Below are 26202 nucleotides of genomic sequence, written 5' to 3'. Positions count from 1 at the left end.
CCAGCTCGGCGACGCCGGCCAGCCAGTCGTAATCCACGGTCAGCGTCGCGTCGGTCTCGCCCGCCTCAGGCGCGCTTCCGGCGCCCTGCTGTCGGCGGGAAGAGCGACGAGAGCTCCAGAATCGGAATCACTCGCTCTCGTCCGTTCACCTCATGGACAATCTCATGCGTGTCGAGCGGGGGCACGAGCGCGCTCTTCGCCCGCTTCCGTAGCTTGCCGATCCCTGCGGAGCTCTCCTCGTAGATGTCTCCGACCCGTCCGACCGACCAGCAGATGATGACGTCGATCGCTTCGAAGAAGTGATGTATGGGGTTGTTCGCTGATACGTCCAGTTTAAACTCCACCCGGACATGCGCTTTCTTGTCGCTCAGCAGCCTCGGCTCCCTGAGCTTGCCGATCGCGTCGACGCCCTCCGTCGCGTCGTACTCGATGATGTGGATCGGCATCTCGAAGCGCCCGGAGATCAGCCCGTACACATAGAAGAGCTCCTGCTCCGAGCGTGGAGCCTTGAGGAGGAGGGAGTGATCCTCGCTGAGCTCGGGCAGCCCTCTGACCTCCATCGGATCGATGCCATCCTTCTTCGAGCTCAGGCCGATCCATTGCTCCACATCGTCGAGCCGCTTCGCCATCTGGGCGATCTCTCGGTCCTTGCGCCGCTCGAGGGTCGCGCTCTTCAGTCGCTCCACCCACTCCCGGAAGGTGGCCTGCCGTAGCGCCTGCTCGAGCACGGCCACGAGCGCATCCTCGATCTTCGCCTCGAGGCTCGCCTTGTTGGAGACGTCGTTCCGGTTGGCGGTCAGGCGGAAGCTCTGGTGGTTGATGAACACCTTCCAATTTCGCAGGTTGGTGATCTCGAACCGGAGCCTGGAAGATGCGGCTCGATCGAGCGCCTTGCGTAGCAGATCGTTCCGCTGGGTGATGGGGATGAAGTCTCGGCACAGCCAGAGGCCGAAGCGCTGCTCGAAGCCGTAGATGCCGGGATGCCCCGACCACATCGCCTCCATGTAGGTCTGGAGCTGGCGGCGATGCCCCTCGACGCGCGCCACGATGGCGATCCCGTCCTCGGTCGTCCAGTTGGCGGGCGAGGTGAGCCGGATGGCGCTCGTGTCGTCGCGCACCCGGGTCGCGCCGACGGTGCTCTCGTAGGTGTCTGCGAAGCGGTGGCCATAGGCGAGCAGCCCGGGCTGGCTCCTGAACTCGTCGATGTCGTCCTTCCAGGCCAGCAAGAACTCCTTGTCCCGGTTCGTCGGTCCCAGGCCGATGGGGTAGTATGCCTTTTCCCCGTTGGTCCGGAGTCGGACCTCGATCGGACGGATCTCGCTGTCCTGCGGCCGCAGGTCGTCGAGCATCGGATCATGCGTCGCGATAGCCCGGTGGAAATCAATTCGCCTATCGTAGAGCCCGGAGCGGATGTCTCCCACGGCGGTGAACCAGTCACAGTAGGATTCCACCCTCGTCCGGTTGAGCAGCTCGGCCCGATCCTCGAAACGAACTTGCTCGATGAGGATGATCGTGCCGGTCGCCTCCTGGAGCCCGATCTCCTCGATCTCCTGGTAAAGGAGATCTTCGGGCCCCAGGGCGTGCTCGGGAATATCAGCTTCGGCCCTCTCGAATGGCATGTCGAGCGTGGTTGCGCACCAGGGATCGGAAGGGCTGGTGCGAGTGGCGACCGAGAGCCGTCGGCAGTCGAAGAAGAGCTTGGTTCCATGCCCCTTGTACCCGATCGGCTGCGTCGACGTCGGTTTTGCCGACGCACCAACGCCCCAGAACGCCTCCAGGCGCTCTCTGTCCATGCCCTCGCCGTCGTCGGCAATGGTGACCGTCACCTCGTTGCGCTGGTCCTTGGCCGTCTTCACCCAGACCCGCTCCGCGCCGTGATCTTTCGCGTTCGAGAGCGCTTCGCGAAGGATCTCCAGCGCGCTCACCTTGTTCTCGGCGAGCTCGCGAACGAGGTTCCGGATGTCGAAGTTGCGGCGGATGGCCATGCGAGCTCCTCGTGAGCGCCCGATCCTCGGGCAATGCGCACACTACCCCATCCACAAGCCCCCGGCTATGGACGCCAGGCGGAGCGCCTGAGCAGGTCGAACGTCCCAGACCTTCGCTCGTCGGCCATCTCGGGCGTGCCAAAGCGCAGCGGCTATCGCGCCTTCGACAAACCGCGCCGAGCTGTTTCGCTGCACGTTTGCCGTCGACGTGCTCGAGTGCCCGGCGTGCAAAGGCAGGATGAAGCTCGTCGCCATGATCACCGAGGCAAGGAGCATCGCCCGCTTGCCGCCGCGCTCGGCGAGCCGGTCGATGTATTAGGCACGCGCTGCTCGCTGCATCAACCGGTGTGCAGCCGAGGGGCCTCGACCCCTCCGGCCGCTCCGTGCGGATGCCCCCCGCGTGGTCTCCACCCATCGCGAGGCTCCTCTTGAGCCGCTGGCCTGGTCGGGACCACGCCTTTTGTATGAAAAAATCCATTTCTTTTGATCGGGACCTGTTCCCGGGCCGAAAAGATCCTCCGCGATCGATCGCGACCTGTCCGCGGGCTCGCAACGAGCGCCGGCGCTGGTCGTGACCTCTGGAGCAGCATCTTTCTGACCGGCCGGATCGGTCTTGCGCCGTCGCAAACCAGCGGGTCGCTTGACGGGCTCTCCAGCTCCGCGATCTCCTGGCCGGATACGCCGTACCCCGGTCAAGGAGGTCTACGCGATGTTGAAACACCTGATGATCGAAGAGATGGTCGCGCTCGTGTCCCCGTGGGTCGAGAACGCGCAACGGAAGCGGCTGTTCCTCTCGATCCCCGAGATCGCCGGCCTGCACCCGAAGGTGGTCGCGTCCCACGAGGCCGTGCTCGCGGTGCGCCCGAGCAAGGCGGGGCCGTCGGGCGAGATGAACGCCTTGAACGACGAGCTCGCGCGGGTCGACGAGCGCCACGATCACCTCGCCAAGGCCGTGTGCTGGGGCATCGACGCGCACCGCGAGCACTGCCTCGGAGAGGACCCTCCGGACAGGGAGCGCGCCGCGACCTGCGACCAGGTGCAGCCAAAGCTGTTCCCGAAGGGGCTCACCATCATCAAGGCCTCGCCGACCGCCGAGGCGGGCAACACCGCGCGTGTCGCCCGGCTCCTCGACGAGGAGCCGTCGATCGGCGAGTTCCTGAAGGGGATCCCGGCGCCCGGGAAGACGACGCTGCTCCACACGGCGCAGCGATGGATCAAGACGGGCAAGGAGCTCGAGGCGATCGAGCACCGGCGGGACGAGCTCGCCGCGAAGGAGAGGACGGCGCCGGCGACCAAGGCGACGATCGCGGCGGCGCGCAGCCAATGGTTCCGGGTCGTGTCCGCGGTGCTCTCCAACCTGGAGCTCTCCGACGCGCCGGCCGAGGCGATCGAGACGATCCGCGGGCCCGTGCTGAAGGCCTCGGAGCGGGCCGGAAAGCGGTATGGCGGGGCGCCCGCGGGCCAGGGGTCGAGCGGGGAGGAGCCGCGGGAGCCGGCGGTGGGTGAAGAAGGGGGACTGGAGGCGGCGCGAGGGGCGGCGAGCTCGTGAGCTGAGCCAGCCCCCGCGAGCGCCGCGCGAGGTCAGCCGCCGGCCGGCTCGCAGCAGCGCGTGCTGCCCTCCTTCCCGCGGGGCCGCGCTGCCGTGCCGGGCGCGCCACCGAGCTCGCCGCGCTCACGGCGCCGCGGCGCGGCCGAGGGAGCGGCCGTCGCCGTCGGCGTCGATCCAGAGCGGCGCCGTCATCGCGAACGGGAGGATCTCGCCCGGGTCTCCCGCGAGCACCGGCTCGAGCGGGCGCCGACCCCGGACGATCGCGACGACGAAGGTGTCCTCGGCGACGGAGATCGCGCCGTGCGCGCTCTGCCCGGGCCCGCGGTCGCCGCGCGCTGCGCCGGCGCGGGCGTCGGGCCGCGGCGGTCGTCGCCCGCCGCCGGCCCCGAGGACGATGGGGATCGCGATCTCGTCGAGGAGCGCGCCCGCGGGCGTCGTGCGCGCGCCCTCCAGCGGGATCGGCGCGCCGCTCGCGACGCCGCCGACGAGCACGTGGAGCTCGCGCGCGTCGACCCACGGGGCGCGCTCGACGCGGATCGAGAGCGACAGCGGTCCGCCGCGGGACCCGCGCCGCGGCGAGGCGACGCCGCCCTGGCGGGTGTCGCCGAGGCGCATCGTCACGAACGGGCCGTTCGTGATCACGACGTCGCGACGGCGCCGCAGGCCCGCGACGAGATCAGCCACGTCGAGCCGGCCAGGATCATCGTCGGCCACGGCGACGTAGGTGCGCGGATAACCCGCCTCCGCGCCGTGCAGCCCGTGGCTGTCGCTGGTCGCCGTCGGCGTGACCGGGTGGGACGCGCGGAGCAACGCCCAGAGCTCCTCGAGCGCGCGGTCCCGCGCGGCCGCGTCGCGCCCGGTCCAGACCTCGACGGCATCGGCGCCGTCTCCGACGATCTGCGCGAGCAGGCTCGGGCCCTGATCCGGCGCGGCCCGCGGCGCCCCGGATCCGTGCAGCGGTGAGCCTCCGCCGTGCTGTCGGCTCACCTGGACGACGCGCTCGCCGGGCAGCGCGCGCACCTCGCGGAGGATCTCGCTCGCGGTCTCGTCGACCCACCGCAGCGCGCCCTCGCGGGGCGCGGCCGCCTCCCTGCCGAGCGGGAACACGCCGAGGCTCCCGAGCCCGGCGCCGCTCCGGCCGCTCGTGAGCTCCACGCCAGGGAGCATGCGCAGCCGCGATTCGAGCCGCAGGGCGGCGACGTCCCGCTGGAGATCCGAGGCGAGGTTGTGCTCGCTCGCCACCGCGCACTCCACGCCTTCCGCCGCGTTCCAGACGAGCCGCGCGGCCGAGGAGACGCCCGCGTCGGCGCTCCGCGCCGTGTGCTGCCGGAGGTCGCAGGCGATGTAGCCCGACGTGTCGACCACCCGCTCCAGCGTGAGATCGAGCCGCGACGTTCCGCCGTCCGCGATGTCGACCGTCGCCTCGGCGAGCGCGTACTCGGGGCCATGCGATGCGACGACGCGGACTCGCCCAGGGGGAAGGGCGGCATCGAGCTCGCCCAGGAGCGCGAGCCGGGGCGGCGACAGGGCCTTGCCGGTCGCGGCGTCGAAGAGGCTGACCTTCGCCGGCGCGAGCGGACCGAGGGGATCGGGGTCCGCGGCGGGCGCGGAGGCGCCGCCCTCGCGCACCCCGAGGTAGAGCCGGCCGGCGCCGGAGAGCGTGAGCCGCGCGGGGGCGAACTCGCCGGCGCGGATCCGGATCCGCGCGCCCCCCAGCGCGCGGCGGCCGCTCCCTTCGAAGCCGACGAGGTAGAGGCCGGGCGGCGCCTCGGCGGCGAGCGGCGCGCCATCGCCGGTTCGCAGCCACAGATCGAGCGCGGCGGCGGGCGGCGCGGCGCCGTCCTCGGCGATCGGCGTCAGCGTCGCCTTGCCGGCGAGGGGCGGGAGCGGCGCGCCGCGGCCGTCCACGAGCTCGAGCGCGACGCCGCCGGGCGCGCCGCCGCCGAGAAAGAAGAGCTCCGTCGCGACGGCGAGCGCGTCGCCGCGCGGCGCGATCGCGAGGATCCGCTGGTACGCGGCGCGCCCGCCGGGCGGCAGCGCGGCCTGCCGAGCGAACGTCACATCGCTGAAGCCTTCGCCGCTCCGCGCGCGGACCGCCGCGCCGTCCACCGGGGCGAGCGCGTACGCGACGCCGGCCCCGACGCCGGCCAGGTACGGCGCCTCGTGCTCGCCGCGGAGCCCCGGGGCCATGCCGGGCGCGACGTGCTCCGCCGCGCCCCAGTGGACGACGTCGCCGAGGTCGAGCGCCTCGACCGGGCGGTCGCCGTCGTTCCGGAGCGACGTCGTGATCATGACCGCCCGGTCGCGCGGCCGGAGCGTGTAGCGGGTGGTGACGGAGAGCGCGCCGCCGGCGAGATCGCGCCCGCGCACCTCGCCGCGCGCCTCGATCCAGGCGGCGCCGTCCTCGCTGCCGCCCGTCGTGATGTCGCGATAGATCACCTGCCGCGGCGGCGCGCCGAGCCGCGTGACGATCTGCCCGAGCTCGTCGCGGCGCGCCCGCGCGTCCGCCGCGTCGATGAGGTTGCCGCCGCTCTCGGCGAGGCCAGCCCCGGGGCCGGGCTGATCGACGACCACGGCGATCTCGTCGTTCTCGAGCACGTAGTCGCCGGGCCGCCCCGCCGCGAGCGGACCGGAGAGCGCGTCCGCGGGCCCCGTGATCCGCCGGACGCGCGCCGGCCGCGCGGCGCCGCCGTCCCTCGGGCAGAGATCGCCCTGCTCCCCGCCGCCGCGGCCCCACCGGCAGAGCATGCCGAGGCGCTCGACAGCGCCCGAGGACACGACGACGCTGCCGCCCTGCACGGGCGGCGCGCAGGTCGCGGACGTGAGCGCGAGCGCGAAGAGGCGCGCCGAGCGGAGGGCGCGGCGCGCCGCGCGCCCCGCGGGGCTTCTGGGGGGGCGGGGGCACTCGGGCGAGCGGGTCATCGATCCTCTTCCGACTCCGATGCGCGGCCGCGGCGCGCCTTGGGTCAGGAGCGCTCGGTGGCGAGGACGAAGAGGGCGGCGAGCCCCAGGCCGACGCCGAGCGCGCGGCGCGCGGTGAACACCTCGCCGAAGAGCAGCGGCGCGAAGAGCGCGGCGATCGCGATGCCGCCGGCGAACACGATCGGCCCCGTCGCGGTCACCGGACCGCCGATGCGGAGCGCCATGAAGGTGAGCGTCGCGACGCCGCTGATGCACAGGCCGGCGGCGCAGGCCCAGAGCACCCCCGGGGCCGACGGAGGCGTCTCCGCGCCCGGGCGGATGAGGAAGAAGACGAGGATCCCGACGGCCGCGGTGCCCTCGAGGCACAGCGCGCCAAGGACGTCTCCGATCCGGCCTGCCGCCGCGCGCAGCATGAGGTAGTGACCGGCCATGCAGAGCGCGGCGAGCAGGGCAGGGACGTACCAGGCGGACATGGCGTGCGTCGCAGCCTACTCGTCGTCGACCATCTCCGGGTAGTCGCCGGGCGCGAGGTTGTCGAACCGGGTGCACGACGAGGTGAACCGCGTGAGCACCTTGCCCGTCGGCCCGTTGCGCTGCTTGGCGACGATGATCTCGGCGATGCCTTTGTGGTTGGTCGTCTCCGGGTTGTAGTACTCGTCGCGGTAAATAAAGATGATGTTGTCGGCGTCCTGCTCGATGGCGCCCGACTCGCGGAGGTCCGACAGCTGAGGGCGCTTGTCCTTGGTGGTCCGGGTCTCGACGGCGCGGTTCAGCTGGGAGAGCGCGATGACCGCCACCTTGAGCTCTTTCGCGAGCTGCTTGAGCCCGCGGGAGATCTCGCTGATCTCCTGCTCGCGGCTGGCCACGCCGTCCCGGCCCTTCATGAGCTGCAGGTAGTCGATGACGACGAGCCCGATGCGCCGCCCCGAGTTGCCATCGCTGGGCGGCCGGTCGTACTCGGCCTGGATGCGCCGCACCTTGGCGCGCAGCTCGAGGAGCGTGATGGCCGGCGTGTCGTCGATCCAGATGGGGAGGGTGGACAGGAACGAGGCGGCCTCGGTCAGGCGGCGCCAGTCGTCGGGCTGGAGGAAGCCCTGGCGGAGCTTGCCGACGTCGACGCGGCCCTCGCTGCAGACCATACGTGTCGCGAGCTGCTCGCGGGGCATCTCGAGCGAGAAGACGGCGGCGCCGAAGCCGGGGTCGTGCCGCTCGATGCCGTGCCCCGACTGGTCGGGCCCGGGGGAGCTCACCGTGCGCGGCGACGCCACGTTCACGGCGAGGTTCAGGACGAACGACGTCTTGCCCATGCCGGGGCGGGCGGCGATGATCGAGAGGTCGCCGTCGTGCAGGCCCGCCGTCTTGGCGTCGAGCTTCTCGTACCCGGTCGAGATGCCGGTGATCCGGTCGCCGCGCTCCGCGGCGGCGGTGATCTGCTCGAACGCGGCCTTGAGCACCTGGGCGATCGGCTGGGTCGCCGTCCCCTGGGGCGTGCGCGCGAGCTGGTAGACCGCCTGCTCCGCGCCGTCGATGAACTCCTGCACCACCCCGACGTCGCCGTACCCCTCGGCCGCGACGCGCTGGCACGTGGCGATGAGCTGCCGCACGCGCCATTTCTCGTAGACGACCCGCGCGTGCGCCGCGACGTGCGCGACCGCGGGCGTCGCGTCCGCGAGCTGGGCGAGGTACGCCGCGCCGCCCACCTGGGCGAGGCGCTCCCGGTCGCGCAGCCACGACGCGACCGAGACGATGTCGATGGGCGTGCCGGCGGCCGCGAGCTCCTGCGCGGCCTCATAGACGCGGCTGTTCGCCTCGCTGTAGAAGTGGTCCGCCTTCAGGATCTCGAGCACCCGATCGAGCGCGTCGCGGTGCAGCAGGATGGCGGAGAGCACCGCCGCTTCGGCGTCGAGGTCGTGCGGCGGCACGCGTCCGGCGACGATGGGAGGCTCGATCCTCTGAGGCCGCTGGCCGCGGCGCTCCATCATTCTCATCATCCGTGCTTCTCCTCCCCACCGATTCCCCCCATCCCGCCCCGAGCTTTTCCACAGGTGCCGAAATGGGCGACGCCCCGGAGGGGAAACGTTCCTCCGGGGCGTCGGGTGCAGGGTCGATTTCCGTCTACCAGAACATGGGCAGCCCTGAGAAGGGTTTCTGTTTGCATTGCAGTGAGCGTTCGTGCGGTCGGCATCCCAATGCAGGTTCCACGTCGAGGGGGCGCTCTTCCATCGTCGGAGGCATGATCGGAGGCTTGCGAGGAAGCAGGCTCGAACGCTTGCTCGGACGCTTTCGCGGAGGCCTCCTCGGCGGTCGCTGCCGAGGGTCCTCGCGGCGAGGCGCCGCCGCCGACGGCGAGGTATGGAAATTGAGCAACCCCGGTCTCATCGCGATTTCTTTTCGCGCTTGACTCAGCTGCGATGACGCTTCGCGCCTCGGCGTGAGCCATCGCGGGGAGCCGCCATTGTGGATCACAAAACACGCCATACAAGGATTGAGCCCGCCGAGGTGGTCTGCGTCGGTGAAGCGCTGTGGGATCTCTATGCGCCCGAAGGCATTCCGCTCGAGCAAGCGAAATTGCTGCGCCGTGTGCCGGGGGGCGGGGCGGTGAACACCGCGACGGCGCTCGTCCGGCTCGGGATACGCTCGGGGCTGTGCGCCGCGCTGGGCGATGACGCGATGGGGCGCGGGCTGAGGGACGAGGTCGCGGCGGCCGGCATCGACGTGGGGCGGCTCTCGCTGAGCGCGGCGCGCACAGGCCTCATGCTCGTGGCGATCGAGCGCGGCGAGGCGCGCTTCGCCGGGTACAGGCAGGGCGAGAGCGAGGCGCAGGCGCTCGCTGCAGCGCTGCCGGAACGATGGCAGACCCGGGTCGTGCACTTCACCGGGATCGCGCCGGTGCGCGGGGCGAGCGGCGCGCTCGCGCGGGCGGCCGCGAGCGCTCGCCGCGAAGGGTGCGCCGTCGCGGTCGACGTCAACGCGCGCCCGCGGATGTGGCCGCGCGCCGCGCGCGCCGCGTCCGTTCCCGGCGCGGAGGCCGGCGCCGCGCCGGTTTCCGGCGCAGGCGTGCGCGGCTGCTTCCGCCTGTTCGGGCAGGCGGACCTCGTGAAGTGCAGCGCCGGCGATCTCGACGTGCTGGGGACGACGGCGCGCGCGCTCCGCGAGCGCCTCCGCCCCGAGGCGACGCTGGTCGTCACCGACGGCGCGCGGGAGACGCTCCTGCTCGGCCCCGGGGGCGAGCGCGCCGTCGCGCCGCGCCCGGTGCGCCCGCACGATCCGACGGGCGCGGGCGACGCCTTCTGCGCCGGGATGCTGGCGAGCCTCGTCTGGGAGGAGCGAGCGCGGTGGGGGGACGCGGCGCTCATGCTGCGCGCGGTGGCGCGGGGGCACGACGTCGCGCGGGCGTGGGTGAGGCGGAAGCGCGGCTGAAGGGGGCGCGGGGGCGCGGCCGAAGGAGGCGCGCGGGGCGCGGCCGAAGGAGGCGCGCGGGGCGCGGCCGAAGGAGGCGCGCGGAGGCGGCGGGAGAGGGGAGGGGAAGCGCGGGAGCGCGGATCGAGCCGCGCTCCCTGGCGCCGCGCTACTTGGCGGCGACCGTGACCTCGACCGACGCCGTGATGGACGGGGCGAGGCGGATCACGACGGGGTGGGCGCCGAGCGACTTGATCGCGTCGGTCTCGATGCGGCGCCGGTCGACGCTGAAGCCCTGCGCGGCGAGCGCCTCTTCGATGTCGCGCGCCGTGACCGAGCCGTACAGCTTGTCGCCCTCGCCGACCGGGCGGCTGATCGTGAGCTTGACCTGGTTGAGCTTGGACGCGAGCTGCTCCGCCTCGGAGCGCGTCTTGGCGGCGCGCGACTCGGCGACCCGCTTCTCGTGCTCGATGCGGGACACGTTCTCGGCGGTGGCGCCCACCGCGAGGCCGCGCGGGATGAGGTAGTTGCGCGCGAAGCCGGGGCGAACCTTCACGAGCTCGCCGCTCTTGCCGACGTTGTGGAGGTCCTCCGTGAGGACCACATGGATGTGGGTTGCCATGATCGACCTCCTACGCCGTGACGGTGAACGGCAAGAGCGCGATGTTGCGCGCGCGCTTGATCGAGAGGGTCACCTTGCGCTGGTGGCGCGCGCAGTTGCCGCTGATGCGGCGCGGGACGACCTTGCCGCGCTCCGAGATGAAGTACTTGAGCGCCTGCGGGTCCTTGTAGTCGATGACCAGCGCCTTGTCCGCGCAGTAGCGGCAGACGCGCTTCCGGCCCGTGCGGCGGCGCCCGGGGGCGTCGGCGTTCAGGTCGGGCGTGCGCCCGAAGTCGCGATCGTCGTAGTCAGCGCCGCCGTTGCGGCCCATGTCGTTGTTGCGGCCGTTCATAGCTCAGCTCTCCTCCTCGTCGGCGGCGCCTTCCGCCTCAGCCTCTTCGGCATCGTCGAGATCGCCCGCCGGGGCCTGCTCGGAGCTCCGGTCGATGCGGCGCTCCGGCTCGATCAGGCCGAGCTGGCGCTCGCGCGAATCGTCGCGGTCGTCCTCCAGCGGCGCGAGCTCGAGGCGCTCGAACTTCACGTCCTCGTCGGCGATCGTGACGCCCTCGACCTCGACGTCGTTGCGCACGAGCACCGTCTGGTACTTCAGCACGCCGTCGGAGAGGCGCAGGTTGCGCTCGACCTCGGAGACGACCTTCCCGCCCCCGAGGTACTTCAGGTAGACGTAAACGCCGCGGCGGTGCTTGGCGATGTCGTACGCGAGGCGGCGGCGCCCCCACGTCTCGACCTTGGTCAGCCGGCCCGACTCGCGGCCGACGACCTCGGCGAGGCGCGACCCGATCCGCTCGGCGCCGTCGGCGTCGATGTCGGGTCGCAGGATGTAGATCGTTTCGTATTCTCTGGCGCGCCCGGGCGCCGTTACCTGTCGGCTCATTCAGTCTTCCCTCTCGGCCAATGGCCCCGGGGCGGCGCCCCGGAGCGAGGAAAGGAACAGCCTGTCGAGCGACGCACCGGCGAGCTCGGCAGGCTGTCCCGTAGAGGATCAGGGCTTCTGCGTCGGGGGGAGGGGACCCTTCCCTTCCTTCGCGGCGGGGGCTGGATCCGTCGACCCATCCCCCTCGCCCTTCTGCCTCTTGCCCGGCTTGGGCCGGGTGTTTCGGACGTTCATCGCGGCCTCGAAGCCGCGGGCGGCGACTTCTAGCACACTTTGGACAGCTTGCTTCAAGCAGTCGGGCAGGCTCGCGCGCTCGACGGCGTCGAACCCCGACAGGACGTAATCCGCGACCTCGCCCCGGAAACCCGCCGGCGGCCGTCCCACCCCGAGGCGGACGCGCCCGAAGTTGCCCGTCCCGCCGTGCGAGATGATCGAGCGAAGCCCGTTGTGGCCCGCGTGCCCGCCGCCGACCTTGAGGCGCACCGTGCCGAACGGCAGGTCGAGCTCGTCGTGGAGCACGATCAGCTCGGAGGGCGCGACCTTGAAGAAGGCCATCGCCGGCTGCACGCTGCGCCCCAACTCGTTCATGTAGGTCATCGGCTTGAGCAGGATCGCCTGCTGTCCGGCGATCTCTGCCCGAGCGTGGACGCCCGAGAACTTCTCGCGGAACGGATCCGCCCGGACCTCGTCGGCCAGCGCGTCGATGGCCATGAAGCCGACGTTGTGCCGGTGAGCAGCGTATTCCTTGCCGGGGTTCCCCAGGCCGACCACGAGCAGCATGACGAGCTGGTTCTGCTGAGTCCCTGGAATCGGGCAGGCGAGGCAGGTGGGGCAGGCGAGGAGCGGGGCAGGGCGGGCCGCGCGCGCCTCGCGGTGCGGAGGCGCGAGGCGGCCCGCTCCCGGATTACTTCTTGTCCTTCTTGTCGGCCGCGGGGGCCGCGCCCTTCGCGGGGGCAGCCGCGCCGGCGGCCGGCGCAGCGGCCGCGCCAGCGGCAGGCGCGCCAGCGGCGGGCTTCGCCTCTTCCTCGGGGCCAGCCTTCTCGGGCGCGTTGACGACGGCGATCGTCTGGTCGTCCGCGAGGAGCGTCTTCACGCCCTCCGGCAGCTTCAGCCCGCTGGCCTTGTACGAGTCGCCCAGGTCGAGCTCGGTCACGTCGATCTCGATGAACGACGGGATCTTCTCCGGCAGGCAGCGCACGGGGATCGTGCGGAAGATCTGCTGGAGCACGCCGCCGGTGACCACGCCCTTCGGCTTGCCCACGCAGCGGAAGGGGATCTGCACGTCGACGGGCTGGTCGAGCTTCACCTGGATGAAGTCGGCGTGGACGAGCTCCCGCGAGATGGGGTGGTAGTCGTAGTCGCGCACCATGACGGTGAGCGTCTGGCCGTTCTCGATGGCCAGCTCGACCACGGAGTTCTTGCCGTGATCGGAGCCGAGCACCTGAAGGAGCGCCTTCGGCGAGATGGCGACCGACTGCGGCGCGAGCTCGCGCCCGTAGGCGATGGCGGGAATCTGTCCGGCGCGGCGCAGGCGGCTCGACGCGCTCTTGCCGCTATCCTCGCGCCTCGTGGCGTTGAGCTTGATGATGTCCATGACGACGGCTCCAGAAGTGATCCAGGGGTCCGCGGTGCGCGGTTCCACCCCGGCGTAGGGTGCGGCGCTATAGCAGAACGGAGAAGAGGAAGTCGAGCCTTCGTCGCCGGAGGGCGCGTTTTGTGTCTTTTGTGAGTTCTTTGGTGTGTCCTGGCGAGGGGGCGCAGGCGACCTGCGTCGCCGAGGCGTCCCGCCGCCGAACGCGCGCGGCCGGTCAGACGAAGAGCGAGCTCACCGAGTCCGAGTGATGGATGCGGCGGATCGCCTCGGCGAGCAGCCGCGCCACCGAGACGACCTTGAATTTACCGGATGCCCTCGCCTCGTCCGAGAGCGGGATCGAGTTCGTCACCACGACCTCGGTGAGGGGCGAGTCCTTGATGCGCTCGACCGCCGGCCCGGACAGGACCGGGTGCGTGGCGCAGGCGGCGACGCTCCTGGCGCCCTGCTTCATCAGGGCGTTGGCCGCGTTCACCAGGGTGCCGGCGGTGTCGATGAGGTCGTCGAGGATGAGGCAGTCCTTGCCGGCCACCTCGCCGATGATGTTCATGACCTCGCTCTCGTTCGCCCGCTCGCGGCGCTTGTCGATGATCGCGAGCGTGCCCTGGAGGCGCTTCGAGTAGGCGCGGGCCCGCTCCACGCCGCCCGCGTCCGGGGAGACGATGACCACGTCCTTGCCGTAATGCTCGCGGAGGTGGTGCTCCAGCAGCGCCGGCATCGCGAACAGGTGGTCGAACGGGATGTTGAAGAACCCCTGGATCTGCCCGGCGTGCAGGTCGAGCGCGACGATCCGGTTCACCCCGGCGGCGACGATGAGGTCGGCGACGAGCTTCGAGGTGATCGGCGTCCGCGGCGCGACCTTCCGGTCCTGCCTGGCATAGCCGTAGTAGGGGATGACCGCCGTGATGGAGCCGGCCGAGGCGCGGCGGAGCGCGTCGACCATGATCAGGAGCTCCATCACGCTGTCGTTGACCGGCGAGCAGGTGGGCTGCACGACGTAGGTGTCGACGCCTCGGACGTTCTCCTGGATGACGCAGAACGTCTCGCCGTCCGAGAAGCGCGACACGCGCGACTTCCCCATCGGTTGCTCCAGGACCTGACAGATTTCCTGGGTAAGGGGGAAATTGGCGTTGCCGGAGAAGATACTGACTCTCTTGAACACGGCGCGCCTCCAGCCCATTTCGGGGAGCGCGGCTCTATCAGTCGGACATGGGCACGTCAAGCGACTCTGTACAGCGATCGCTTGGCTGTACGTGTGTATCGTGACGGGCGGCGCTGCTCTCGCCTGCGTCCACCCGCATTTCGTTCGGCGCTGCTTCGGGTTAGGTAGCGGCCGTGGAGTCTTTCGCTGCCGCCGCTTCCGGGCAGGGCGGGCGCGCCGCGGCCGGGCCGCGGGGCAGCCTGGTGATCATCGGCAATTTCGACGGCGTTCATCTGGGGCACCAGGCGCTGCTCGCCGACGCGGCGCTGGACGCGGGGCGGCGGGGGCTCGAGCCGGTGGCGCTCACGTTCGCCCCGCACCCCGCGAGCGTCCTCGGCCGGACCCCGCCGGCGACGCTGACGGCGCTGCCGCGCAAGATCGAGCTCATCCAGCGCGTGCAGCCGGCGATCCGGGTCGACGCGGTGACGTTCGACCGCGCGTTCGCGGCCCAGACGCCGGAGGAGTTCGTGCGGCGCGTGCTGCTCGATCGGCTCGCGGCGCGCGTCGTGCTGGTCGGCGCGAACTTCCGGTTCGGCCGCGGGCGCGCCGGCGACTTCACGACGCTCGGGCGCCTCGGCGAGGATCTCGGCTTCGAGACGCGATCGCACGCGCTCGTCGGCGACGCCGAGGGGGCGTGGTCGAGCACCCGCGTCCGAGCGGCCCTCGCGCGCGGGGATCTCGAGTCGGCCGAGCGGATGCTGTCGCGCCCGCACATGCTGTCCGGCGTCGTCGCGCAGGGGGCGAGGCGGGGCAGGACGATCGGCTTCCCCACCTGCAACATCGACGAGATCGACGAGGCGCTCCCGCCGTTCGGCGTGTACGCGACGCTCGTCGATCGGGTGACCTCATCGGGCCGCGCGATCGCGCTCGCGCGCGGCGTGGCCAACCTCGGCGTCCGCCCGACGGTCGAGGCGTCGCGGCAGGCGCGCCCGAACCTCGAGGTGCACCTCTTCGACGTCGACGAGGATCTCTACGGCGCGGCGCTGCGCGTGCACCTGATCGCCCGGCTGCGCGAGGAGCGGCGGTTCTCCGGGCTGCCGGAGCTCAAGGCGCAGATCGCGCGAGACGCCGAGGCGGCGCGCGCGCGGCTCGCGTCGATCAGCGCGGATCCGGCGGCGGAGGGGGCGTTTCGCTGAGCGGTCCGGCGAGGGTGAGCGAGCGTCGGATGTGGTAGCGTCGGCGGCGATGGAGCGCCGGGAGCTCGACGGGCTGACGCGGGAGGAGCTGATAGCGCGCGCCGAGGGGCTCGGGGTGCCCCGGCCGCGCCTGCTCACGAAGGTCGAGCTCATCGACGAGATCGTGGCGCGCACCGCGCAGAGCGAGCCGGAGCGGGCCCGCCTCCGCGGCTTCCTCGGGCGGGCGCGCGATCTGCTCTCGCGCGTGGTCGAGCGGGGCCTGCACATGCCGGAGACCGCGCGCGCGCTGCGCGGCGAGGCGCCGCCGGAGCAGTGGCCGCCGCCGCCGCCCCCGCCGCGGCCGCGGTCCACCACGACGCTCGCCGAGATCTATGCGTCCCAGGGGCACACGGACCGCGCCATCGCGATGCTCGACGAGATCCTCGCGCGAGCGCCGGAGGACGAGGACGCGCGGCGGCTCCGGGAGAGGCTGACCGAGAGCGCGGCACGCGGGCAGGGGGCAGGCGTGGAAGCGCGGGACGCGGACGCGGAGGACGCGGACGCGGAGGACGCGGACGCGGAGGATGCGGACGCGGAGGATGCGGACGCAGCCGCCGAGGATGCGGACGCAGCCGCCGAGGATGCGGGCGCAGCCGTCGAGGATGCGGGCGCTGACGCGGACGCGGAGGATGCGGACGCAGCCGCCGAGGATGCGGGCGCTAACGCGGACGCGGAGGATGCGGAGAGCGCCGCCGCGGAGGCTTCTCCTGCTCCGTTCGCGCGAGACGATGGCGCGACCGAGCCACGCGAGGCCGCCATCGCGAGCGAGCACCAGGAAGAACCCGGACCCGTTGCCGGAGCGCCTGGCGGCGTTCCGGTGCAGCCTCCGCGAGATCCTTCGCCGGCAGGCGCCGGAGCGACGGCGTCGCCCGTCGCCGCAGGGGGGGTGCTGGGTCCTGCGGCGGCCTTGCGCGACGAGCGGGCGGAGCTCCCGGCGCGGTATGACGTCGACGAGATCGTCGGCATCGCGGTCGATCACGAGACGATCTACCTCTACTGGGAAGTGCGTCCCAGGACGCTCGCGCGAGCGCGGGCGCGTCGCCCGGAAGGGCAGCTCGCGATCCGCGTCGTCGCGGTGCTCCCGAGCTGGGAGCGGCCCGTGGTCGAGCAGCGGGATCTCGCCATCGACGCGCTCTTCGGGGACATGTTCGTGCGCGACATCCCGTCCGGCGCGAACCTCCGTATGTGCACGGGCTGGCTCGCCGGCGAGGTGTTCGAGCCTTTCGCGGTCGGCCTCGAGGTCGCCGTGCCACGCGCGTTGCCGGCTTCGCCGAGATCGTCCTCGGAGGAGCCGCCGGCCCCCGCGCCAGCGCTCGCGGGCGCGACCTCGGAGGAGCCGCCGGCCTCTGCACCAGCGCTCGCGGGCGCGACCTCGGGGGAGCCGCCGGCCTCTGCGCCAGCGCTGGCGGGCGAGACCTCGGGGGAGCCACCGGCCTCTGCGCCAGCGCTGGCGGGCGAGATCCCGCCGGGCAGCCCCACCGCGGCGATGAACGTCGCCGAGCGGCACCTCGAGGGCGGCGCCGGCGATGCGGCATCCCCGGCGCTGATCGCCGCGGGGACGGCGTCACCGTCGATCCCCGGTACCAGCGGAGAGCACGGTGAGCCTGTCGTCGTGGTCGGCGCGAGCGGAGGCCCGGTGACCACGGCTCTTCCGGCGCCGAGCGCGCCGGTCGCCAGCGGTGACGCCGATGTCGAGGCGGCTGCGGCGGCGGCCGTCACGAGCAGCGCCGTGGAGCCTGCTGCGCCGGCCGCGATCGGCGACGTGGCCGCCGAGGCTGCCCGAGCGGCCGCGCCTCACGACCTCGAGGCGGTCGCGGCTGGGCGCGGCGCGACGCTCGCCGCGGAGCCGACGCTCGCGTTGCCCGACCAGGCGCCGGCGCGCTTCTCCTCGGGTACGGCGCCGACGCCGGAGGCGATCGCGCAGGCGGTCGCGGCGACCCGCGGCGCGGCGAGCGAGGGACCAGCTCGCTTCCCGTCAGGAACGGCGCCGACGCCGGAGGCGATCGCGCAGGCGGTCGCGGCGACCCGCGGCGGATCGAGCGAGCTGCTCCGAGGTGGCGGCGGGAGCGCGGGACCTCACGCCAGCGAGGCGCTCCGGCGCACGAGCGCGGAGCGGGGCCTCGCTCCGGGCGGCGGGCCGCGACTTGGCGCCGATCGGGTCCGAGCCCTTGGTGGTGGATCGGAGCTCTGGCGGAGCTTCGCCACCCGGGCGCGCCCGCCTTCCCGGGGCCGCTGAGCGACCTGGTTGACCCGTCGCACGCAACTCGGGACGCGCGGCGGTCGACCCACCTCGCGTGCACCCGAACCACCGATCCATCGCAAGCTCCGCTCTCTTCCTCCTCGGCGCGCTCGCCTGCGCCCTGTTCACGCGGCAGGCGCGCGCCGAGCTCCCCCTCGACGACGAGCCCACGGCGCTCGACCCGCGCGTGGACCGCCTCGACACCGCGCCCCACGAGCTCTGGGCCGCGTCCCCGGGCGGCGCGCAGCCGCTCTGGCTCGCGGTGGAGCTCGGGATCGCTCGGCTCGAAGGGGGCGAGCGCTCCCTCACCGGCATGCTGCTCGCGAGCATCCCCCTCGAGCGGCTATCCGCACGCCCTGGCGCGCCGTCTCCACCGTCCGCCGTCGCCGAGCCCGCGGCGCCTCGGCTGAAGCCTGCCCCGGCGGCCCCGAGCCCGCCGCGCGCGGCGCCGGAGATCGAGCTCCCGGAGCCGCCTCCGCCCGCGCAGCCAGCCGAGGTGGAGCCGCCGCTCCCGCTGCCGGTCCGGGTCACGCCGGCGATGGCCCGCGCGATCGTCGAGGCGGCGCTGCGGCGATCCCGCCTCCTCGATCCCGAGGCGCGCATCGACGCGATCGCGTCGCGCGCGCGGACGTCGTCGCTCTTCCCGGAGCTCCGGCTCCGCGTCTCTCGGCTCGTCGATGAGGCGGAGAGCCTGGCCCCCACGGAGTACGATCCGGCGCGAAGGACGGCGTCCGGCGGCACGAGCCTGTGGCTCGAGGCGCGCGCGACGTGGCGGCTCGACCGGATCGTCTTCGCCGACGAGGAGATCGCGCTGGAGCGCCTCCGGCGCGAGCGCGCCGAGCTGCAAACGAAGCTCACGGCGCGCGTCCTCGAGCTGCTCTTCGCGTGGCAGCGCGCCGTCGCGCTCGCGGCCGATCCGGGCCAGAGCCCCGAGGAGCGCCGCGCCGCGACGCTCGCGGCGCTCGAAGCAGAGGCGTCCCTCGACCTGCTCACCGGCGGCTGGATGACGCGGTGGCGCGCTGCGCGCGAGTGAGCCCGCGCGCCTCCGCCTGCGCAGGGCGCCCGCGCGCTACAGGATGGTCTGCGAGAGCGTCACCGCGCGCCTGCCGGTACCGGCGTCTCCGTCGGGATCGCTCACCGTCACCTCGACCTCCACGACCTTCCCGAGCAGCTCCTCGATCTTCCGCTCGCCATCCAGCCGGAACCGCAGCCCGGCGAGCTTGCAGAAGCCGCCTTCGTCGGGATCCAGGGTGAAGATGACCTCGAGCGGCTCGATGGCATAGCCGAGCTCGGGCACGACGCCGTGCACCACGGTGAGCGAGCCGGATCGGCGCAGGTTCTTGAGCCGGATGGCGACGAAGATGTGGTAGCCGCCTTGAGGTCCAGCCTCCACCTGGACCTCGTCGAGGTCATCGAGCGGGAAGTAGTCGGCCTGCCCCTCCCCGACGATGACGACCGGCTCGCCCCCGTCGGCCGGCTTGCAGAGGTCCGGCTCCGCGCCCGCGTTCCACGACGTGCTGTAGGGATCGAGCTGCCGGGGATCCACGTCGGGGGCGCTGCAGCCGCCGGCCACGCAGGTCTGCGGCGCCGGGCAAGTGGCCGCCCCGGGCGCGACGACGCACTCCCGCTCGAGGCGCACCTGCAGCAGCAGCGTGCGGCCGCCGATCACCCGGGTCGACGCGGTGCGGGTGAGCAGCGGCCTCTCGGCGTCGTCCGCGCCGAACGCCTCCAGGGAGATCTCCACGGCCGTGCCATCCTCGAGATCGCTGAAGAAGAACTCCCGCGGGAAGAAAAGCTGCCCGTTCTTCTTCGCCAGCGCGTCCTCGTGGACCACGTCTCCGCCGGCCCGCAGGACGACGCGCAGCAGGTCGATGTCGGCGCCCGCGAGGAGCTCGCTCGTCACCCCGATCACCACGGTCCCGGTGGTGGGCCCCGCCGCCGCGCCGCACCCTGCGACGAGCAGGGCGCAGAGCGCGAGGGCGGCGAGCAGGAAGGTGCGGAGGTTCGTGGCGGACTGGCCGCGATGGGCGCGGCGCCCGTCGCTCCCTCCTCGCGGCGTTCGGTCCTCCTGAGCCATGCCGACGGCGTGTGCGGCGCGCTGCTGCCAGGCGCAGCGCGCTACTGGATGCCTTCGAGCGCGGCCAGGAACACGTCCGGGCCGACGAAGTCGTTGAAGCGCTTCCGCTCGGCGCCGGTGGAGTCGTACAGCACCACCGTGGGCAGGCCGACGACCTTGTACTTGCCCTTCACCGCGTCGATCTGCGGATCCTCGTCGTCCGTCGCGTCGACCTTCACCGCGACGAAGTGCGCCGCCTTGGCCATGACGCGGGGATCCGAGAAGGTCTCCTTCGCGAGCTGCTTGCAGGCGCCGCACCACTCCGCGGTGAAGTCCACGAGCAACGGGCGCCCTTCCGCCTTCGCCTTGGAGACGGCCACCGGCTCCTCGTGCAGCCACGTGAGCTGCGGCGACACGGCCTCGCCGGCAACCGCCGACGGGACGGGCGAGGCGAGCTTCGGCAGATCCAGGCTCGCGACGAGCAGGAAGCTGCTGGCCACCGTGAGCGCGATCCCGACCCCCTTGCGGGCCTTCACGCCGGCGCCGCCGTCGTCCCAGGAGAGGTGCACCGCGCCGAGCGCGAGGCCGACCGCGACGAGGCCCGCCATGATGGCCATGAACTGCGGCGTGGGCTGCGCGAGCGACGACAGCGCCGGGAAGGTCGTCTTCAGGAAATAGAGCGCGACGACCATCATCACGATCCCGAAGAACGACTTCACCCCCAGCATCCACTTGCCGCCCTTCGGCAGCGCGAACGCGAACGCGCCGACGAGCCAGAACGGCAGGCCGAGCCCGAGGGAGAAGGTGGCGCCGACCAGCGCGCCGAGGCCGACATTCTGGGTCTTCCCGATCCAGAGGATGATGCCCGTGAGGACGGGCCCGGTGCACGGCGCGGCGACGAGGCCGCTCACGAGGCCGAGCAGGAAGGCGCCGCCGTAGCCGATGCCCCCGACCTGCGAGAGCCGCTGCATCAGGGTGTCCGGCAGCGTCATCTCGAACGCGCCGAACATCGACAGCGAGAGCGCGATGAACACCGCCGCGATGCCGACGATGACCCACCTGTTCGAGAGCACGCCGCCGAACAGGCTGCCCGTGAGCGCCGCGGCCACGAGCATCGTCGTGAAGAGCACGACGATCCCGAGCACGAAGCTCGTCGAGAGCAGCATCGCCTCGCGCCGGGACTTCGCCTCCCGCGCCCCGAAGATGCTCACCGTGATGGCGATCATCGGGTACACGCAGGGGGTGAGGCACGTGAGCAGCCCGCCCGCGAGCGCGGCGAGCGCGGCGAAGAGCGGGCCAGCCTCCAGACCGCGGGTGAAGAGATCGCGCTCATCGCCGGCCAGCGCGATCGCCGGGGACGCGAGCGCGGAGAGCGCGGCCAGCGCCGGGAGCGCGCGTCCGAGCGCGCCGCGTCGGACACCCGCCGGCGCGGCGCCGGCGCTTGCCTTGAAACGAGTCGAAGCGGTCATCACCAGGGTTCTATAGCAAAGCGATCGGGGTCGTGCGGCGGGCCGCCGTCCGTTCAGGCCGGCATCAGCGTTCCGCGAGGGACGCGAGCGTCCGGCGCGCCGCCTCGATCTCCGCGCCGAGCGCGATCGCGACCGCGGCCCTCCCCGATGTGCTCCGCTGGACGAAGGCTTCCAGGTATTTCTTGGCCTCGTCCCAGCGCTGGTCGAAGTAGGCCATCTGCCCGAGCACGAACCGGCCGTAACCTTGGCCCGCCGGCACCTCCGAGAGCCGATCGATCAGCGCGCCGAGCCCCTCCACCGCCTTGCCGCTCTCGCACTGCACGACGGCGAGGTGCCCCTGGTAGAGCGGCTTGTCCCGCGTGCCCCAGCGCGCCGCGCGTGTGAGCGCGCCGATCGCCTCGTCGTACCGGCGCGCCAGGTGATACACGCTGCCCAGCGTCCACCAGTGGAACGCCCTCCGGCTCGCCGGCCCCGTGCGCGCCGCCAGCCGGAGGTGCCCGACGGCCCCCTCGATGTCCCCGAGGGCCTGCTTCGCGCGCGCCGCGTCCTGGTGGGCGACGTCACTCAGCACGCCGAGCGCCAGGATCTGCTCCGCCACCTCGGCTGCCCGCTCGAAGCGGCGTGTCTCGAAATACGCGAGGTAGAGCTGCCGCAGCAGCATGGCCTGCGTCGTCCTGTCGAGCGGCCCCCGGAGCGACAGGCCCCGCCGCGCCCAGATCGCGCGCGATCGCGGGGTCGCCGCGCCCAGCGCGCGCCGCAACATCTCCTCCGCGGTCAGCGCCGCCGCGGGCGCGCGCCGTCGCGGCGGATTGCTCGGCCGTTTCTCTCGTGGAGCGTCGGGGCGAGCGTTACTCCCGCTGCCCGCAACGGATTGCGCCGTCGCTTTCGTGCGTCGCCGCGTACCCCCGGAGCCCGTACGGACGGATCGAGCGCCGCCCACGCTGTCACCGTGCTCGCTCGCCTTGCGCACAGAAAGCAATCCTAACAGACCTGCACACGCGTTCCAGCAATACGCGACGATTCCATCTTGACTCGGGCCAGATGGCTGGCAGGTGGCCGGTCGTGGACGACGGCGGGGTGCCGGCTGGGGTTGGCCGTGCGCCAGTACGGGCTGTCGGCTTCGGCTGGACCTGGTTGCGCCCCATCGAGCGTGGCGCCATCGTCGCGGCCATGCGTCGCCGTCCTGGCTCAACTTCCCTTCAAAGGAGGCGGTATTCCGTCTCCACGGTCTCCGGCAACCTGGGTCGGGTCCTCAACCTGGGTCGGGTCCTCAACCTGGGTCGGGTCCTCAACCTGGGTCGGGTCCTCAACCTGGGTGGGTTCCCCAACCTGGGTCGGGTCCTCAACCTGGGTCGGGTCCTCAGGCTCGCGCCATGCTTGGCCTTGCTCGCCGGTCTGCCGCTCCTGGCCGGGTGCGGGCACCCGGCCAGCCGCGACGAGTGCGAGGCCATCTTCCGGAGGAGCGCCGAGATCGAGCTCCGGGCGCAGAACGTCGTCGATCCGAAGATCGTCGAGGAGCGCACGGCGGCGGTGCGGGATGCCCGCGGCAAGGAGCTCATCGACAGGTGCGTCGGGCGCCGCATCACCGATGCGGCGATGGTGTGCGTCCGGCAGGCAACGACCCCGGAGCAGGTCGATACGTGTCTGGAGTGACGCGCCCCGCGACCCGCGCCGACGTCCTGGCAACCCTGGCGATCGTCCTGCTGGTGCTCGGTATCTTTGTGGGGCGCGCCGCGCTCCGTCGCGCCGCTCCACGCCCGTCCGCCGAGGCGTGCGCCGCGCTCCTCGATCGGTACGTCGAGCTCGTCCTGCGCGCGGCCAACCCCGAGCCCGCTGCGTCCCAGGTGGCCGAGAGGACCGCGATGGCGCGCGCGGCCGCCGGGGAGCGCGGCTTCGTCCGCTGCGAGGCCGACCTCACGCAGGCGGAGGTGGCGTGCGCCCTCCAGGCGGGAACTGCGGACGACCTGGAGCGCTGTCTGCCCTGACGCGACCAGCGCGTGGTCCGCGGAGGACCAGGCCCGACATGCTCCCCTACCGAGGAGACGGTGAAGGAGCGGCGGAGGACGGGCGAGGACGGGCGGAGGAAGGCGGAAGCGCAGCGGAGGAACGTGAAGGGACGCCGGCGCGCTGCGAATCGTTCCGGGCGCGCCGCGCTGTGATAGTCTCGGCCGTGGCGAGCGCTCCCCGCTGGCGCGATCTCCTCACCTCCCCACCCTCGGATTGCCTGTCGTGAAAGCCCCGTCGCCCTTGCTCGGCTTCAACAACAACGTCCGGCACAAGGGGCGGTTGTTCCACATACAGACTGAGGACTCGGGCATTCGCCATCCTCACATCATCACGCACCTCTTCGCCGACGGCGGGCGCATCCTCAAGACCACGAAGACCTCGTACGCGGAGCACGTCGGTCAGGCCTCGCTCGCGGAGACGGTCCGCGGCCTCATGAAGGAGCAGCACAAGGCGATGTTCATCGCCCTGCGCGACGGTCACTTCGACTACCTCTTCGACGACACCGCCGCCCCGCCCGTGTCCGCAGGCGCCGTGTCCGCGGGCGCCGCCCCCGCCCCGTCGCACCCGGAGGCGAGCAAGCCCGCGCGCGCGTCGTCGCCATCGTCACCCGAGGTGACGGGCGCGCCGAAGGCGCCGCCGCCGTCGCGGCCCCTCACGCCGCCCGTCATGCCGCCCGTCGTGCCCGATGCGTCGCCGCGCCCGAAGCCGGCAGCCGCGCCGACGCCGGCGCCCAGACCCGCCGCGCCGCCCGCGAGGCCAGCGGCCGCGCCCCTCGCCGCAGCGCCCCGCGCCCCGGCGGCCGAGCCGGCGCCCGCTTCGGCCAGCGGGCGCCCCCGGCTCGAGCTCGATCCCGTCGCGCTCCAGGCGCTCGGCGGCGGGCGCGCGGCCAGCCCGCTCGCCGGCAGGGCCGTACGCCCGGCGTCGCCCGCCGAGATCAAGCCCGAACAACCGTCCATCGATCTCGATCTCGACGCGCTGGAGCGCGCCGCAGCCGAGGCACAGACGCCGTTTTTTCAGCAGATCCAGGACCTCCCGCCGCCGCCTGCGTCGGTGATCGGGCGGCGGGCGGAGTCCGCGGCCTCCGGCGCCGGGGTCTACAGCAATGTCCACCCCGAGCAGCCCGTCGCGTCGCCCGCGCCCCAGGTCGCGGTCGAGCATTTCTCGGGCGGCCCTGGCTCCGGCCGCTACGCGGCCTCGCGCCCGGCCAGCATCTTCGCGACGAACCGGCCGGCGGAGGGCGCCTCGATCTTCGGTGAGGACCTGATCAGCGAGAAATCGCTCGACGAGGTGATCCTCAGCTACCTCGCGGAAGATCTCGACAGCCCCCCGGAGAAGAAATAGCCGGGCTGCCGCCTGGCGTGGCGGACGCGTGGAGCAGGTGCGTGGGGGGCAGCGTGGAGCGGGAGGGCAGGCAGGTCGGCAAGCAGGTCGACCGAGCGGCGGTCACCTGATGAGACCCGATCGGACCGCAGACGACGCCGAACGACAGCGTCGCAGGGGCGCGACCATGGCCCGCATCTGGCTGCGGCCGATGTCGTATCTCCTGGGCGTCAGCGTCGCGACCCTCGCCGTCGTCCACCTGCTCGACGTCGCGCGACACGAGGACGCGCACCTCTCGCTCTGGGAGGTGTTCGCGCGCATGTCGCCGAGCGACGCCGAGCACATCATGGGCGGCATCGGCGAGGTCATCGCCGCCATCCTCGGCATCGTCATCACGGTCGCGTCCATCATCGTGCAGCTCGCCGCGAACCGTTACACGCCGCGGATCACCGAGATGTTCTTCCGCGACCGGACGAACATGCTCGTGATGGGCTTCTTCGTCGTCAGCGCGGTGTTCTCGCTGTGGGTCAACTTCTCGATCCGCGTCGGCGGGGGCGGCTCGACCGAGGACGTCTTCGTCCCCGTCTACGGCGTCGTCGTCACGATGGGGCTGCTCACCGCGAGCCTGCTCATGATGGCGCCCTACTTCGGGTACGTGTTCGACTTCGTCGAGCCCGACAACGTGGTCCGGCGGATCAAGACGAGCGGCGTCGAGCAGGCGCTGCGCCCCGCGGGCGGAGAGGGTGAGGCCGAGGTCGACGAGCGGCGGGTGACGGCGCTCTCGTCGCTGGAGCAGCTCGCCGACGTGGCGCTCAACGCGATCGATCAGAAGGACAAGGGGATCGCGTCGAAGACGATCGACTCGCTGTCGGAGCTCGTCGTCGCGTACCTGCCCCACAAGGCGACGCTCGATCCGCGCTGGTTCCAGATCCGCGATCGCCTCGCGAAGGACACCGACTTCGTGAGCATGAACGCCGAGGCGCTCGGCAAGCTGTCGACCGCGCGGACCTGGCTCGAGTACAAGGCGCTCCGCCAGTTCTTGATGGTCTATCGCGAGGCGCTCACGGCGATGCCCGACCTCATCACGCGCATCGCCATCGACACGCGCTACATCGGGCAGACCGCCATCGCCGCTGGAGACCGGGCCGCCGTCGCGGTCGTCGTGAAGTTCTTCAACACCTACATGCGCAGGTCGCTCAACGCGAAGGACATCGCCGCGGCCTACAACAACCTGAACCAGTACCGCTACCTCGCGGAGGAGCTGCTCAAGGCGGGGTGGGGGGATCAGGTCCTCGAGATCGCGCGTCATTTCAAGTACTACGCGCAGACGGCGCACGCGATGGGGCTCGCGTTCCTCACCGAGACCGTCGCGTTCGATCTCTGCGTGGTCAACGAGCGCGCGTACGACCTGCACGCACCTGCCCGGGACGAGCTGCTCCAGCTCTTCCTCGAGGTGGACAAGGAAGCGGAGCTCGACCAGCAGGAGCCGTCGCTCCGCGGCGTCCGCAAGGCGCAGGTCAAGCTCGCCACGTACTACCTGCAGAAGGGGGAGGAGGCGCTCGCGCGGAAGATCTACCGCGACATGCGCGACGAGCGGCCCGACAGGCTGCGCTCCATCCGCGCGGAGCTCCTGGCCGTGACGAGCAACGAGTTCTGGGAGATCAACGACCGGGGCGCCGTGTTCGAGTACATCGAGCCCGAGCGGCGCCAGCTCATCCACCGCTTCTTCGAGTGGTTCCCGGCGACGACCATGCGGGAGCCGATCCGCGAGGAGCACACGCAGGAGTGAGCGA

At 72.2% G+C, this 26202-nt stretch carries 22 protein-coding genes; 9 read left to right on the top strand and 13 right to left on the bottom strand.

Features of this window, described 5'->3' with window-relative positions; genetic code table 11:
* Positions 1 to 65 precede the first annotated feature (65 nt).
* Positions 66 to 1985: an ATP-binding protein gene (locus tag WMF34_RS35265; protein ID WP_437990586.1), complete on the bottom strand. Its 1920-nt coding sequence runs from the start codon at positions 1983 to 1985 to the stop codon at positions 66 to 68.
* Positions 1986 to 2694: 709 nt separating this feature from the next.
* Here WMF34_RS35265 and WMF34_RS35260 point away from each other — a divergent pair.
* The gene (locus WMF34_RS35260; RefSeq protein ID WP_012239552.1) at positions 2695 to 3534 is read left to right on the top strand and encodes a hypothetical protein; all 840 of its coding nucleotides are present in this window, start codon (positions 2695 to 2697) and stop codon (positions 3532 to 3534) included.
* Positions 3535 to 3657: 123 nt separating this feature from the next.
* Here the strand turns inward: WMF34_RS35260 and WMF34_RS35255 are convergent, their stop codons facing one another.
* Genes WMF34_RS35255 through dnaB form a run of 3 tightly spaced genes read right to left on the bottom strand, consistent with a single transcriptional unit; the run spans position 3658 to position 8447 of the window.
* On the bottom strand, positions 3658 to 6456 hold the full coding sequence (locus WMF34_RS35255) for a CehA/McbA family metallohydrolase (protein WP_437990585.1): 2799 nt from the start codon (positions 6454 to 6456) through the stop codon (positions 3658 to 3660).
* 44 nt (positions 6457 to 6500) lie between these two features.
* Positions 6501 to 6929 (bottom strand): hypothetical protein, encoded by a 429-nt coding sequence (locus tag WMF34_RS35250; protein WP_437990584.1) that lies wholly within the window; start codon positions 6927 to 6929, stop codon positions 6501 to 6503.
* Between the two features lie 15 nt (positions 6930 to 6944).
* A complete protein-coding gene (dnaB, locus tag WMF34_RS35245) occupies positions 6945 to 8447 on the bottom strand; it encodes a replicative DNA helicase (protein ID WP_012239549.1) in 1503 nt (500 codons plus the stop codon).
* 508 nt (positions 8448 to 8955) lie between these two features.
* Here dnaB and WMF34_RS35240 point away from each other — a divergent pair.
* Positions 8956 to 9876: a PfkB family carbohydrate kinase gene (locus WMF34_RS35240; RefSeq protein ID WP_437990583.1), complete on the top strand. Its 921-nt coding sequence runs from the start codon at positions 8956 to 8958 to the stop codon at positions 9874 to 9876.
* Positions 9877 to 10024: 148 nt separating this feature from the next.
* Here WMF34_RS35240 and rplI read toward each other — a convergent pair whose 3' ends face one another.
* The 6 genes from rplI to WMF34_RS35210 all read right to left on the bottom strand — a co-directional run bounded on the left by rplI (position 10025) and on the right by WMF34_RS35210 (position 14122).
* Entirely contained in the window at positions 10025 to 10477 is a 453-nt protein-coding gene (gene rplI / locus WMF34_RS35235; protein WP_012239547.1) for a 50S ribosomal protein L9, read from the bottom strand.
* A gap of 10 nt (positions 10478 to 10487) precedes the next feature.
* Positions 10488 to 10808, bottom strand: coding sequence for a 30S ribosomal protein S18 (gene rpsR, locus WMF34_RS35230; RefSeq protein WP_012239546.1), 321 nt, complete (start codon positions 10806 to 10808; stop codon positions 10488 to 10490).
* A gap of 3 nt (positions 10809 to 10811) precedes the next feature.
* Positions 10812 to 11351 (bottom strand): 30S ribosomal protein S6, encoded by a 540-nt coding sequence (rpsF, locus tag WMF34_RS35225; protein ID WP_012239545.1) that lies wholly within the window; start codon positions 11349 to 11351, stop codon positions 10812 to 10814.
* 108 nt (positions 11352 to 11459) lie between these two features.
* Positions 11460 to 12131 carry an aminoacyl-tRNA hydrolase gene (pth, locus tag WMF34_RS35220; protein ID WP_437990582.1) on the bottom strand — a complete coding sequence of 224 codons (672 nt, stop codon included), beginning with the start codon at positions 12129 to 12131 and terminating at the stop codon, positions 11460 to 11462.
* Between the two features lie 124 nt (positions 12132 to 12255).
* Positions 12256 to 12945, bottom strand: a complete 690-nt coding sequence (locus WMF34_RS35215) for a 50S ribosomal protein L25/general stress protein Ctc (RefSeq protein ID WP_012239543.1) — start codon at positions 12943 to 12945, stop codon at positions 12256 to 12258.
* 214 nt (positions 12946 to 13159) lie between these two features.
* Complete coding sequence (locus tag WMF34_RS35210; RefSeq protein WP_044966563.1) at positions 13160 to 14122, bottom strand: ribose-phosphate pyrophosphokinase; 963 nt, start codon at positions 14120 to 14122, stop codon at positions 13160 to 13162.
* A 155-nt stretch (positions 14123 to 14277) separates the two neighbouring features.
* Here WMF34_RS35210 and ribF point away from each other — a divergent pair, with 155 nt between their 5' ends.
* Genes ribF through WMF34_RS35195 form a run of 3 tightly spaced genes read left to right on the top strand, consistent with a single transcriptional unit; the run spans position 14278 to position 18590 of the window.
* Positions 14278 to 15279: a riboflavin biosynthesis protein RibF gene (gene ribF / locus WMF34_RS35205; RefSeq protein WP_437990581.1), complete on the top strand. Its 1002-nt coding sequence runs from the start codon at positions 14278 to 14280 to the stop codon at positions 15277 to 15279.
* Positions 15280 to 15328: 49 nt separating this feature from the next.
* Positions 15329 to 17554: a hypothetical protein gene (locus tag WMF34_RS35200; RefSeq protein WP_437990580.1), complete on the top strand. Its 2226-nt coding sequence runs from the start codon at positions 15329 to 15331 to the stop codon at positions 17552 to 17554.
* 58 nt (positions 17555 to 17612) lie between these two features.
* On the top strand, positions 17613 to 18590 hold the full coding sequence (locus WMF34_RS35195) for a hypothetical protein (protein ID WP_437990579.1): 978 nt from the start codon (positions 17613 to 17615) through the stop codon (positions 18588 to 18590).
* A gap of 36 nt (positions 18591 to 18626) precedes the next feature.
* Here the strand turns inward: WMF34_RS35195 and WMF34_RS35190 are convergent, their stop codons facing one another.
* The 3 genes from WMF34_RS35190 to WMF34_RS35180 form a co-directional block, all read right to left on the bottom strand.
* Positions 18627 to 19634, bottom strand: coding sequence for a hypothetical protein (locus WMF34_RS35190; protein WP_437990578.1), 1008 nt, complete (start codon positions 19632 to 19634; stop codon positions 18627 to 18629).
* Positions 19635 to 19675: 41 nt separating this feature from the next.
* Positions 19676 to 21082, bottom strand: coding sequence for a protein-disulfide reductase DsbD family protein (locus WMF34_RS35185; RefSeq protein WP_012239537.1), 1407 nt, complete (start codon positions 21080 to 21082; stop codon positions 19676 to 19678).
* A gap of 64 nt (positions 21083 to 21146) precedes the next feature.
* Positions 21147 to 21845 (bottom strand): tetratricopeptide repeat protein, encoded by a 699-nt coding sequence (locus WMF34_RS35180; RefSeq protein WP_437990577.1) that lies wholly within the window; start codon positions 21843 to 21845, stop codon positions 21147 to 21149.
* A gap of 614 nt (positions 21846 to 22459) precedes the next feature.
* Between WMF34_RS35180 and WMF34_RS35175 the strand changes: the two genes are divergently transcribed.
* From WMF34_RS35175 to WMF34_RS35160, 4 genes are all read left to right on the top strand, one after another.
* Entirely contained in the window at positions 22460 to 22735 is a 276-nt protein-coding gene (locus tag WMF34_RS35175) for a hypothetical protein (protein WP_437990576.1), read from the top strand.
* Positions 22732 to 23067 (top strand): hypothetical protein, encoded by a 336-nt coding sequence (locus tag WMF34_RS35170; protein ID WP_044966555.1) that lies wholly within the window; start codon positions 22732 to 22734, stop codon positions 23065 to 23067. Before WMF34_RS35175 ends, WMF34_RS35170 begins: the two co-directional genes overlap by 4 nt.
* Before the next feature lie 244 nt (positions 23068 to 23311).
* The gene (locus tag WMF34_RS35165; protein ID WP_012239534.1) at positions 23312 to 24430 is read left to right on the top strand and encodes a hypothetical protein; all 1119 of its coding nucleotides are present in this window, start codon (positions 23312 to 23314) and stop codon (positions 24428 to 24430) included.
* Positions 24431 to 24596: 166 nt separating this feature from the next.
* Entirely contained in the window at positions 24597 to 26198 is a 1602-nt protein-coding gene (locus WMF34_RS35160; RefSeq protein WP_012239533.1) for a DUF2254 family protein, read from the top strand.
* The last annotated feature ends 4 nt before the right edge of the window (positions 26199 to 26202 follow it).

Source organism: Sorangium sp. So ce145, assembly GCF_051525985.1.
In the GTDB taxonomy this organism is placed as follows: Bacteria; Myxococcota_A; Polyangia; order Polyangiales; family Polyangiaceae; genus Sorangium; species Sorangium cellulosum_B.
This window is presented reverse-complemented; position numbering and strand designations above follow the sequence as displayed.

What these genes read in the sequence shown, in the direction of transcription:
- WMF34_RS35265 (WP_437990586.1), bottom strand. Translation starts at nt 1,985, where the DNA reads ATGGCCATCCGCCGCAACTTCGACATCCGGAACCTCGTTCGCGAGCTC.
- WMF34_RS35260 (WP_012239552.1), top strand. Translation starts at nt 2,695, where the DNA reads ATGTTGAAACACCTGATGATCGAAGAGATGGTCGCGCTCGTGTCCCCG.
- WMF34_RS35255 (WP_437990585.1), bottom strand. Translation starts at nt 6,456, where the DNA reads ATGACCCGCTCGCCCGAGTGCCCCCGCCCCCCCAGAAGCCCCGCGGGG.
- WMF34_RS35250 (WP_437990584.1), bottom strand. Translation starts at nt 6,929, where the DNA reads ATGTCCGCCTGGTACGTCCCTGCCCTGCTCGCCGCGCTCTGCATGGCC.
- dnaB (WP_012239549.1), bottom strand. Translation starts at nt 8,447, where the DNA reads ATGATGAGAATGATGGAGCGCCGCGGCCAGCGGCCTCAGAGGATCGAG.
- rplI (WP_012239547.1), bottom strand. Translation starts at nt 10,477, where the DNA reads ATGGCAACCCACATCCATGTGGTCCTCACGGAGGACCTCCACAACGTC.
- rpsR (WP_012239546.1), bottom strand. Translation starts at nt 10,808, where the DNA reads ATGAACGGCCGCAACAACGACATGGGCCGCAACGGCGGCGCTGACTAC.
- rpsF (WP_012239545.1), bottom strand. Translation starts at nt 11,351, where the DNA reads ATGAGCCGACAGGTAACGGCGCCCGGGCGCGCCAGAGAATACGAAACG.
- pth (WP_437990582.1), bottom strand. Translation starts at nt 12,131, where the DNA reads ATGCTGCTCGTGGTCGGCCTGGGGAACCCCGGCAAGGAATACGCTGCT.
- WMF34_RS35215 (WP_012239543.1), bottom strand. Translation starts at nt 12,945, where the DNA reads ATGGACATCATCAAGCTCAACGCCACGAGGCGCGAGGATAGCGGCAAG.
- WMF34_RS35210 (WP_044966563.1), bottom strand. Translation starts at nt 14,122, where the DNA reads ATGGGCTGGAGGCGCGCCGTGTTCAAGAGAGTCAGTATCTTCTCCGGC.
- WMF34_RS35200 (WP_437990580.1), top strand. Translation starts at nt 15,329, where the DNA reads ATGGAGCGCCGGGAGCTCGACGGGCTGACGCGGGAGGAGCTGATAGCG.
- WMF34_RS35190 (WP_437990578.1), bottom strand. Translation starts at nt 19,634, where the DNA reads ATGGCTCAGGAGGACCGAACGCCGCGAGGAGGGAGCGACGGGCGCCGC.
- WMF34_RS35185 (WP_012239537.1), bottom strand. Translation starts at nt 21,082, where the DNA reads ATGACCGCTTCGACTCGTTTCAAGGCAAGCGCCGGCGCCGCGCCGGCG.
- WMF34_RS35180 (WP_437990577.1), bottom strand. Translation starts at nt 21,845, where the DNA reads ATGTTGCGGCGCGCGCTGGGCGCGGCGACCCCGCGATCGCGCGCGATC.
- WMF34_RS35160 (WP_012239533.1), top strand. Translation starts at nt 24,597, where the DNA reads ATGGCCCGCATCTGGCTGCGGCCGATGTCGTATCTCCTGGGCGTCAGC.